This is a genomic window from Nocardiopsis alkaliphila YIM 80379 (genome assembly GCF_000341005.1).
Classification (GTDB): Bacteria; Actinomycetota; Actinomycetes; order Streptosporangiales; family Streptosporangiaceae; genus Nocardiopsis; species Nocardiopsis alkaliphila.
The window spans coordinates 1-8,763 of sequence record NZ_ANBD01000132.1 but is presented as its reverse complement, the minus strand read 5'-3'; the positions used below and the strand labels follow the sequence as shown (position 1 = coordinate 8,763).

General features: G+C 70.0%; 8 protein-coding genes and 1 pseudogene. 1 reads left to right on the top strand and 8 read right to left on the bottom strand.

The window, feature by feature from the left end; genetic code table 11:
• From D472_RS0118925 to D472_RS0118895, 7 genes and pseudogenes are all read right to left on the bottom strand, one after another.
• Positions 1–549, bottom strand: a pseudogene (locus D472_RS0118925) (CoxE); the annotation flags it as partial.
• A gap of 4 nt (positions 550–553) precedes the next feature.
• A complete protein-coding gene (locus D472_RS27995; protein WP_017606038.1) occupies positions 554–1,444 on the bottom strand; it encodes an SRPBCC family protein in 891 nt (296 codons plus the stop codon).
• The gene (locus D472_RS0118915) at positions 1,441–2,352 is read right to left on the bottom strand and encodes an AAA family ATPase (RefSeq protein WP_017606037.1); all 912 of its coding nucleotides are present in this window, start codon (positions 2,350–2,352) and stop codon (positions 1,441–1,443) included. Before D472_RS0118915 ends, D472_RS27995 begins: the two co-directional genes overlap by 4 nt.
• Positions 2,353–3,282, bottom strand: a complete 930-nt coding sequence (locus D472_RS0118910; protein ID WP_017606036.1) for an XdhC family protein — start codon at positions 3,280–3,282, stop codon at positions 2,353–2,355. It abuts the gene before it with no gap.
• Between the two features lie 95 nt (positions 3,283–3,377).
• Positions 3,378–5,768, bottom strand: coding sequence for an aerobic carbon-monoxide dehydrogenase large subunit (locus tag D472_RS0118905; protein ID WP_017606035.1), 2,391 nt, complete (start codon positions 5,766–5,768; stop codon positions 3,378–3,380).
• Positions 5,765–6,286: a (2Fe-2S)-binding protein gene (locus D472_RS25960; protein WP_017606034.1), complete on the bottom strand. Its 522-nt coding sequence runs from the start codon at positions 6,284–6,286 to the stop codon at positions 5,765–5,767. The genes D472_RS0118905 and D472_RS25960 overlap by 4 nt, the downstream gene beginning before the upstream one ends.
• A 2-nt stretch (positions 6,287–6,288) precedes the next feature.
• Positions 6,289–7,152, bottom strand: coding sequence for an FAD binding domain-containing protein (locus D472_RS0118895; protein ID WP_017606033.1), 864 nt, complete (start codon positions 7,150–7,152; stop codon positions 6,289–6,291).
• A gap of 223 nt (positions 7,153–7,375) precedes the next feature.
• On the opposite strand from D472_RS0118895, the gene D472_RS0118890 reads away from it, so the two are divergent.
• Positions 7,376–8,095, top strand: a complete 720-nt coding sequence (locus D472_RS0118890; protein ID WP_026117856.1) for a class I SAM-dependent methyltransferase — start codon at positions 7,376–7,378, stop codon at positions 8,093–8,095.
• A gap of 168 nt (positions 8,096–8,263) precedes the next feature.
• Here D472_RS0118890 and D472_RS25955 read toward each other — a convergent pair whose 3' ends face one another.
• The gene (locus tag D472_RS25955) at positions 8,264–8,569 is read right to left on the bottom strand and encodes a hypothetical protein (protein ID WP_017606031.1); all 306 of its coding nucleotides are present in this window, start codon (positions 8,567–8,569) and stop codon (positions 8,264–8,266) included.
• Positions 8,570–8,763 lie beyond the last annotated feature (194 nt).

The following is an 8,763-nucleotide window of genomic DNA, read 5'->3' as shown; positions in this document are numbered from 1 at the left end:
CCGACGTCGGGTGATCCGACGCGGCAGCCGGGACCGAACAGTCGCCAACCACTCGCCGAGCAGCGCGCACTCGGCCTCGGACAGCCTCTCGAAGGGTTCCTCGGCCAGTGCCTCCAACGCGCTGGGCGACAGTTCGGGCAGCTCGTGGGCCTCCTCGTCGTCCTCGCCCTCCGAGGAAGAGGACAGGGTCGCCCACGGCAACCCGCCCGAAGCCGACCCCTCGGGCTCCTCGCCCTGGTCCGGGACACCGGGGGGCTCATCGCGTACCCGAAGGGAGGCGGGGGCCGGGGAGCCCTCCACACCCGGCGCCCCGTCCTCGAAGGCCTGCGCGAACACCGCGTCGAAGGTCGCCAGGTCCTCCACCCGGCTCACCAGACACACCCTGCCCGTCCAGTACAGGTCCGCCAGGGTGGCGGGAAACCGCGAGGCCAGCGCACGGGCCAGGGTGCCCGCCGCGTCCAGGTCCACCCGGACGCCACGGGCACGCAACCGTTCGGTCAGGGCGACCACGAAGGCCGCCCGGTCCACCCCCGGCAGCGGGGACGCCACGCGGTCAGCCGAAGACGGCATAACCCACGAGGAAGCCCACCGCCAGGGCCACGACCACGGCCAGCACCGGCCACAGGAGCTTGTTGCCGCCGGAGACCGCCATCAGGTCCACCGGCTCGGCCTCGGGCGCGTCGATGGTCCGCTTGGTCGGGGGAGTCTCCACGCCCTGGCCACCGCCGGACACCGGCGTTCGGGGAGCCTTCGGCGCCTGCTCGGTCGGGACCAGGCCGGTGGCGGCGGTCGCGGACGCGGGACGGTCGTCCTGGCTCTCGTCCTTCTCGCCGGACAGGGGGCCTCGGCCGGCCATGTGCTCACCGCCGGACATGTGCGAGCCACCGCTCATGTGGCCGCCGCCCGAGGTGTGTTCACCACCGGCCATGTGCGAACTCGAATCCGAACCCGCGCCGGTCCGCTCCTGATCCTTGTCCATGTCGTCAGCCTCCGTGGTGTCGAGGGCGGCGAGCTTTTCCTCCGCCCTCTCCACGAACTGCCCCAGCAGACGCTCCGAAACATCCTTGATCATGCCGCCGCCCAATTGGGCGAGCTTGCCGCTGATCTTCAGGTCGGTTTCGACGGTGACGTCGGTGCCACCCTCGGCCTCCGACAACTCCACGGTGACCTGCGCCGAAGCGTTGCCCGCGCCACGGTCGGCCCGCCCGGAGGCCTCCACGACCGCGCGGTGAGCCTGGTCGTCTCGTTCCACGAACCGGGCGGTGCCCTTGTAGGCGGCCACCACGGGTCCGACCTTCACCTTGACCTTCCCGGAGTAGACGTCCCCCTCCACGCCGGTCAGCTGCGCCCCCGGCATGCACGGGGCGAGTGCCTCCACGTCGGTGAACAGTGCCCACACCTGGTCGATGGGTGCTTGGACGGTGAACTCGTTGTCGATCTTCATCGGGTCGTCTCCGCTCGGGCCCTGGAGAGGTCCTGCGACTCCGACGGGCCGAGGTCGGGGTCGTTCAGTGCCGCGACCACCGTGTCGTGGTCGTCGGGGGTCTTGATCAATGCCGGAAGGGTGCGCACGATGTCGCCCTGGACCAGTTCGGTCACGCCCAGCGCGCCCAGGGCCGACACCCAGTCGATGGTCTCGGCCATCCCCGGAGCCTTGTCCAACTCCAGCGCGCGCACCCGGCCCACGAACTCGGTCGCCGACGCCACCAGCGCCGCGCTCGCGCCCGGGACGTGGCGGCGCAGGATTCGGGCGGCCCGCTCGGGTTCGGGGAAGGTGATCCAGTGGTAGAGGCAGCGCCGCCGCAGGGCGTCGTGCAGGTCCCGGCTGCGGTTGGAGGTGAGTACCACCAGGGGCGGGCGTCGGGCGGTGAAGGTGCCCAGCTCGGGCACGGTCACCGACGCCTCTCCCAAGAACTCCAGCAGCAAAGCCTCGAACTCGTCGTCGGCGCGGTCCACCTCGTCGATGAGCAGCACCGGCGGTACGGGGCCCTGGTGGCGGACCGCGCGCAGGATGGGCCTATCCAGCAGGAACCGTTCGGTGAACAGGTCGGCGTCGTCCAACCGTTCCCCGCGTGATTCGGCCAGCCGTACCGCGAGTAGCTGCCGGGGGTGGTTCCACTCGTACAGCGCCTCACTGGCGGTCAGCCCTTCGTAGCACTGCAACCGGATCAGCGGCGCGTCCAGGACGCGCGCCAGGGTCTTGGCCACCGTGGTCTTGCCGACCCCCGGTTCACCCTCCAACAGCAGGGGCCGACCCAGCGTGATCGCCAGGTACAGGGCGGTGGCGGTGCCCTCATCGACCAGATGGTCCTGGGCGTCCAACCGCTTTCGGACCTCGTCGGCGTCGAGCATCTAGGCCTCCGTCGCGTGGCGGTCCCGGCAACCGGGACAGCAGAACCACACGTGGTCGCCGTCGATCTCCAGGTGAGGGGTGGTGGGGCTCACGGTGACGGTCATGCCGCACACCGGGTCCACCGCCGTGACGGGGGCGGCACCTTCCTCGGCGGCACCTTCCTCGGCGGCCCCTTCCTCGGTCTTGGCCCTGGCGGGGGCCTCGGGGGCGCTCAGCCCGTTCACCCGGACCTCCCGAACGAGCTGGGCCAGGATCGACAGCGCGATCTCCGCCGGGGTGCTCGCCCCGATGTCCAACCCGACCGGGGTGTGCACCCGGCCGCGCCGGCAGTGGCTCGACTCCAAGGAGTCCAATACGGCGGCGCCGCGCTTGCGCGAGGCCACCAGCCCCACGAAGCCCACCCCGGCGTCCAGGGCGGCCTGGATCACCGAGGCCTCGTCGCCGCCGTGGCTGGCGACGATCACGGCCGTGGCTCCGGCGACCACCTCGGTTCCGCCGGACTCCACGACGAACCCCAGGGGTGGGGCCATCTCACGCAGCGCCGACACGATGGGGGAATCGCCCACGACCCCCACCACCGGGTCCGGTAGCCGGGGCTGAAGGAAGATCTCCAAGGCGCCCCCGGACAGGCACGGGTTCACCACCACGTGCGCCCCAGGGGCCTTGGGGAAGGGCTCGCCCTCACCCGGAAGTACCCGAAGCAGCACGCTGCGTCGGTCGCGTATGGCCCTCAGCGCGGCCTCGCGCACCGAACCCTGGGCGCACTGGCCGCCCACGAAACCCTCGATGGAACCGTCCTGGAGGACGATCGCGCCGTCCCCCGGTCGGACCGAGGCGGGCACCTGGGCCCGCACCACGGTCGCCTCGACGAACGGCACCCTGCCGGCGATCAGCTCACGGCCACGCCCGGACAGGTCAACGGCGGCCATCACGCGGCCCCCTTCCTGGATCCTGCTACTGATGGTGCCGGTGGCGGCCGTTCCTCCCCGGGCCGGCCGCCACCGCGTTCCGATTCGGCTACGGCTCAGAACGGGGGCCGGGCCTGACCGCGCATGGCGTCCCACACCCTCGAGGGGGTGAGCGGCATGTCGGCGTGGCGCACCCCGAACGGCTTCAGGGCGTCCACGACCGCGTTGACCACGGCGGGCGGGGAGCCCACCGTGGCGGACTCGCCCACACCCTTGGCGCCGATGGGGTGGTGCGGTGAGGGCGTCACCGTGTACCCGGTCTCCCAGTCGGGAACCTCCAACGCGGTGGGCAGCAGGTAGTCCATGAAGGAGCCGCCCAGGCAGTTGCCGTCCTCGTCGAAGGAGATCATCTCCATCAACGCCATCCCGACCCCGTCGGCCAGACCACCGTGCACCTGACCCTCGATGATCATCGGGTTGATCCGAGTGCCGCAGTCGTCGACCGCGATGAACCGGCGCACCTTGACCTGCGCGGTCCCCGGGTCGATGTCCACCACGCAGACGTAGGCGCCGTGCGGGTAGGTGAGGTTCTCCGGGTTGTAGCAGACCTGGGCCTCCAGGGCGCCCTCCAGCCCATCGGGCAGGTCACCGGCGCCGTGGGCGCGCAGCGCGATCTCCTGGATGGTCACCGACCGCTCCGGGTCGCCCTTGACCGAGAACGAACCCTTGGTCCACTCCAGGTCGGCGACGGAGGCCTCCAACATGCCCGAAGCGATGATCCGCGCCTTGTCGCGCACCTTGCGCGCCACCATGGCGGCGGCCGCACCCGAGACCGGGGTGGACCGGCTGCCGTAGGTGCCCAGCCCGAACGGGGTGTTGTCGGTGTCGCCGTGCACGACGTCGATGTCCTCGGGCGGGATGCCGATCTCCTCGGCGACGATCTGCGCGAACGTCGTCTCGTGCCCCTGGCCCTGGGACTGCACCGACAAGCGCACCACGGCCTTACCGGTGGGGTGCACCCGCAGCTCACAGCCATCGGCCATGCCCAGGCCCAGGATGTCCATGTTCTTGCGCGGGCCCGCGCCCACGGCCTCGGTGAAGAACGACAGGCCGATACCCATCAGCTCGCCCCGAGCGCGCTTTTCGGCCTGCTCCTCGCGCAGTTCGTCGTAGCCGGCGATGCGCAGTGCCTCGCGCAGGGTGGGCTCGTAGTCGCCGGAGTCGTACACCCACCCGGTCTTGGTGGTGTAGGGGAACTGCTCCGGCCGGATCAGGTTCTTGGAGCGCAGCTCGGCCGGGTCCATCTCCAGCTCGTAGGCCAGGCAGTCCACGATCCGCTCGACCAGGTACACGGCCTCGGTGATCCGGAAGGAGCACGCGTAGGCCACCCCGCCCGGCGCCTTGTTCGTGTACACGGCCGTCATCTTGGCGTGCGCGGCCTCGATGTCGTAACTGCCGGTGAACACCCCGAAGAAGCCCGCCGGGTACTTGCTCGGCGCGGCCTGGGCGTTGAACGCTCCGTGGTCGGCGAGCACGTTGGTGCGGATGCCCAGGATGCGGCCATCGCGCGTGGCCGCGATCTCGCCGCGCATGACGTAGTCGCGGGCGAAACCGGTGCTGATGAGGTTCTCGGAGCGGTCCTCCATCCACTTGACCGGCTTGCCCACCACGAGGGAGGCCACGATCGCGCACACGTAACCGGGGTAGATCGGCACCTTGTTGCCGAACCCGCCGCCGATGTCGGGGGAGATCACCCGGATCTTGTGCTCGGGCAATCCCGCCACCATCGCGTACAGGGTGCGGTGGGCGTGCGGCGCCTGGGTGGTGGACCACAGGGTCAGCCGGCCCTCCACCGAGTCGTAGTCGGCGACCGCCCCGCAGGTCTCCATGGGGGAGGGGTGCACGCGCGGGTAGACGATGTCCTCGGTGACCACCACGTCGGCCTTGGCGAACACCTCGTCGGTGGCGGCCTCGTCGCCGGTCTCCCAGTCGAAGACGTGGTTGTCGGTCTTGCCCTCCAAGTCGTCGCGGATGACCGGGGAGCCCTCGGCCAGGGCGGTACGAGCGTCCACGACCGGGTCGAGCAGGTCGTATTCGACGTCGATGAGCTCCAGGGCGTCGCGCGCCGAGTAGTGGTCCTCGGCCACCACGAAAGCGACCTCCTGGCCTTGGAAGCGCACCTTGTCGGTGGCCAGGACGGCCTGGACGTCGTTGGACAGGGTCGGCATCCACGCCAGGCCCTTCTCGGCCAGCGCCTCGCCGGTCACCACCGCCTTGACCTTGGGGTGGGCTTCGGCGGCGCTGGTGTCCACCGACACGATCCGGGCGTGCGCCACGGGAGAACGCAGGATCGCCAGGTGCAGCATCCCGGGCAGTTGGACGTCGTCCACGTAGCGGCCACGACCGCGCACCAGGCGGGGGTCCTCCTTGCGGAGCATCCGGCCGTAACCGACGGGCTTGTGGTCGTTGTCGACGGCCACGGGCTCGCGTTCGTCCACCGTGCTCATCGGACCTCCTCCTCGACCTGGGTCGAGTCCTCGTTCGAGCCGTGCGCCGGGCATCCGTTCGCTTCGTGTTCGGCCGCCCAACGCACCGAACGCACGATGCTGGAGTAGCCGGTGCAGCGGCAGATCTGGCCGGAGATCGCCTCGCGGATCTGCTCTTCGGACGGGTCGGGGTTACGATCCAGCAGCGCGCGGGCGGTCATCATCATCCCGGGGGTGCAGAAGCCGCATTGCAGGCCGTGGCACTGCATGAAGCCCTCTTGCACGGGGTCGAGGTCGGCGCCCTTGGCCAGTCCTTCGACGGTGCGCACGGTGCGGCCGTCGGCCATCGCGGCGAGCACGGTGCAGGACTTGACGGGTTCCTCGTCCATCCACACCGTGCACGCGCCGCAGTTGCTGGTGTCGCAACCCCAGTGGGTGCCGGTCAGCGACAGGTGGTCGCGCAGGAAGTGCACCAGCAGGAGCCGGCTCTCGATCTCCCTGGTGACCTCTTCACCGTTGACGGTCATGGTGACGCGCATGTTCAGACCCTCCCGGTCCGAGCGACGGCACGGCGCAGCGTCCGTCGGGTGAGTTCCTTGACGAGGTGACGCTTGTACTCGGCGCTGCCTCGACCGTCCGTGGTGGGTTCGCAGGAGGCGGCCGCGATCTCGGCCGCCCGCGTGTAGAGGTCCTGGTCGGGGGACTGGCCGCGCAGGGCCTCGGTGATCCCCTCGACCGCCACGGTGTTCGCACCGACGGCGGTCAGGCCCAAACGTGCGTCNCCCCCTCCCAGCCACACGGCGGCGGCCACGGCGGCCACGGCCCAGTCGCCGGCGCGGCGCTCCACCTTCTCGAAGGCGCTGGATCCGCCACGGCGAACGGGGAAGCGCACCTCCACCAGCATCTCGCCGGGGGCGACGGCCGTTTCGTAGGGGCCCAGGTGGAACTCGGCCATGGGGACCAGACGCTCGCCTTGGGGTCCCCGGATCACACAGACCGCGTCCAGGACCCCGCACACGGCGGACAGATCCTCGGAAGGGTCGGCCTGGCAGAGGGAACCGCCCAGGGTGCCACGGTTGCGCACCAGGGGGTCGGCGATCACCTTCTCCGCCTCGGCGAAGATGGGGAAGACCTCCGCCAGTTCCGGCGATTCCAGCAGCTCCCGGTGCCGGGCCATCGCTCCGATCCGGACCTCGTCCGTTCCGACCAGGATGTATCCGAGTTCGTCGTGGAGCTCGTTGATGTCGATCAGGTATTCGAGGTCGGTGAGGCGGAGCTTCATCATCGGCAGCAGACTGTGGCCGCCCGCGACGAGCCGCGCGGACTCGCCCAGGCGGTCCAAGAGGCCGATCGCGTGGTCCACGCTGGTGGCGCGTTCGTACTCGAACGGTGCCGGGACCTGCATGTGCACTCCTTCGATTCGTGTGTGGGGCAGTGCACACCGGTTCGTGTTCGGCGGTCAACGGTGACCTAAGGGCTCGCTTAATCACCGAGGTGGGAGGGGGTGGGGTGAAATGAGGGAAATGTGGGGCTCTTGAGATTCGGGTGAATGGAGACCCGTCACGGAGAGGAGAGCGGGCCGGGAAAACCCGTTGCGGTAGGGCTCGCCAGTGGTGACACTGCCCGGCATGTACTCCGATGACGACGCCGCCGCGCTCTACGACGTGCTCAACCCGTGGGCGCTCTGTGACGACTTCTACCTCTCCCACGTCATGGCCGCCGAGGCGGTGCTCGACGTGGGGTGCGGGACCGGGATGATGCTGCATCGCGCCCGTCAGGAGGGGCACACCGGCCGCCTGTGCGGGGTGGATCCGGACACCGCCTCGCTACGGAGGGCACGCGTGCGTGAGGACGTGGAGTGGATCGAGGACCGTGCCGAGGGCATGGACTTCGAAGCCGAGTTCGACCTGGCGTTCATGGCGAGCAACGCCTTCCAGGTGTTTGTGAGCGAAGCCGAACTGCGCGAGTCGCTCACCGCGATTCGGGCGGCGCTGCGGGAGGGCGGAAGCTTCGTGTTCGGCACCCGCGCCCCATCGGCTCGGGGCTGGGAGCGGTGGCGACCGGAGAACGCCACCGAGGTGGTGGACCACCGTGGTCGCGCGTTGCGCGTGGAACACCGGGTGGAGGAAGTGACCGCCGGGACGGTCACCTTCACCGAAACGATCGCCACCCGAGAAGGCGAGGTCCTACGGGTGGACCGCTCCACCCTGCGCTTCCTGAACGCCGACGAGATCGACGCACAGCTCGCCGCGACCGGGTTCACGGTGGCTGAACGCTACGGGGACTGGCACCGGGGGCCGTTGACCCCCGCGAGCCACAACATCGTCACCGTCGCCCGCGCGGTCTGAGTTCCACTCGGCGCGAGCCACAAGACGAGACCCAGGCGTCCGCCCGGGCACCATGGAATCCGGGTTCGTCGGTGCCACGTGAGGCGGACGAGTGGTCGGGCGACGGGAGGGCCGCACCGTGGAATCGGGGCGGGCCGAACGCCCCGATCGCCCCACGGGGCCGATGATCTAGCGCCCGGTGACGCCCCCCTCGTCCCCCGGATCGTGTCCCTTTCGTGGTCCGTCTCGGGGCGGGTCCTGTGGCGGGTCCTGTGGACGATCCGGGTATCCCTCCGCGGGGCCGGAGACCGTGGGTCCTTCACCCCAACCGGTCGGGTACTTTCGCCCGTCGGGTTCCTCGTTCCAGTACTCGGGGGAGCGGACGGACTTCTCCGCCTGTCGTTGGACGAGGTAGAAGATGCCCAGTACCAGGAAGATGGCGATGACGACCACGGCGATGACGATCAGGGGGCCCAGAGCGAACAGCTCGGACATCGAACTCACCTCCTTGCCCCGCGCCTACCCGTTCACCCTCCCTCTCACCCATCCCGAAGGGCCGATGCGTCCGGGCGTGAAGGGAGGAGGGGCCGAGCCGGTCCCTCCTCCCTTCGGTTCCTCGTGGACGAGGTAGGCGCTCCCTACCGGATGGGCAGGCCGGTGATGGTGCGGCCGATGATGAGCTTTTGGAT

Bases quoted from the DNA above. Each gene is read 5' to 3' on its own strand.
- D472_RS0118910 (WP_017606036.1), bottom strand. From the start codon at position 3,282: ATGGCCGCCGTTGACCTGTCCGGGCGTGGCCGTGAGCTGATCGCCGGC.
- D472_RS0118890 (WP_026117856.1), top strand. From the start codon at position 7,376: ATGTACTCCGATGACGACGCCGCCGCGCTCTACGACGTGCTCAACCCG.
- D472_RS0118905 (WP_017606035.1), bottom strand. From the start codon at position 5,768: ATGAGCACGGTGGACGAACGCGAGCCCGTGGCCGTCGACAACGACCAC.
- D472_RS25960 (WP_017606034.1), bottom strand. From the start codon at position 6,286: ATGCGCGTCACCATGACCGTCAACGGTGAAGAGGTCACCAGGGAGATC.
- D472_RS25955 (WP_017606031.1), bottom strand. From the start codon at position 8,569: ATGTCCGAGCTGTTCGCTCTGGGCCCCCTGATCGTCATCGCCGTGGTC.
- D472_RS27995 (WP_017606038.1), bottom strand. From the start codon at position 1,444: ATGAAGATCGACAACGAGTTCACCGTCCAAGCACCCATCGACCAGGTG.
- D472_RS0118915 (WP_017606037.1), bottom strand. From the start codon at position 2,352: ATGCTCGACGCCGACGAGGTCCGAAAGCGGTTGGACGCCCAGGACCAT.